The organism is Kitasatospora sp. SC0581, from assembly GCF_048159585.1.
GTDB lineage: Bacteria > Actinomycetota > Actinomycetes > Streptomycetales > Streptomycetaceae > Kitasatospora.
On sequence record NZ_JBLRWA010000161.1, the window covers coordinates 1 to 418 of the forward strand.

The following is a 418-nucleotide window of genomic DNA, read 5'->3' on the forward strand; positions in this document are numbered from 1 at the left end:
GCTGCACGCCGAGCGGACCGACACCGGCGAGACGGTGACCGGCTACGACCCCGGTGACGAACTGGCGCAGCGGCGCATCCGGGCGGGCTGACCCGGCGTCACTCCCCGCGGACGACAAGGGGAGAACGCTGGTGCGAACGGTGCGACGGGTGGTGCGGGGCGGAGTCCTGCGGGGACGGTCGGCGGTGGTCCGCCTGCTGCGCAGCAGGACCAGCCAGCGGAGCTGGTACCAGGCCCTGGTGGTGGCCGCGCTGGCCGGTCTGGCGCCGATGAGCTGGCTCTGGCTGGCGGCGGGGGACCGGGTCGGCACGGTGGCCGGGGCTCCCGCCGCACCGGTGGGCGTGGTCTTCGGCGCCGGGATCTTCGACGGGAAGCCCTCGCCGTACCTGGCCCACCGGCTGGACGCGGCGGTGCAGCT

The 418-nt window shown here is 75.8% G+C and carries 1 pseudogene; it reads left to right on the forward strand.

Annotated features, from left to right (window positions below):
• Window positions 1-131: 131 nt before the first annotated feature.
• Window positions 132-418 (forward strand): annotated as a pseudogene (locus tag ACLWS4_RS37570) (hypothetical protein); the annotation flags it as partial.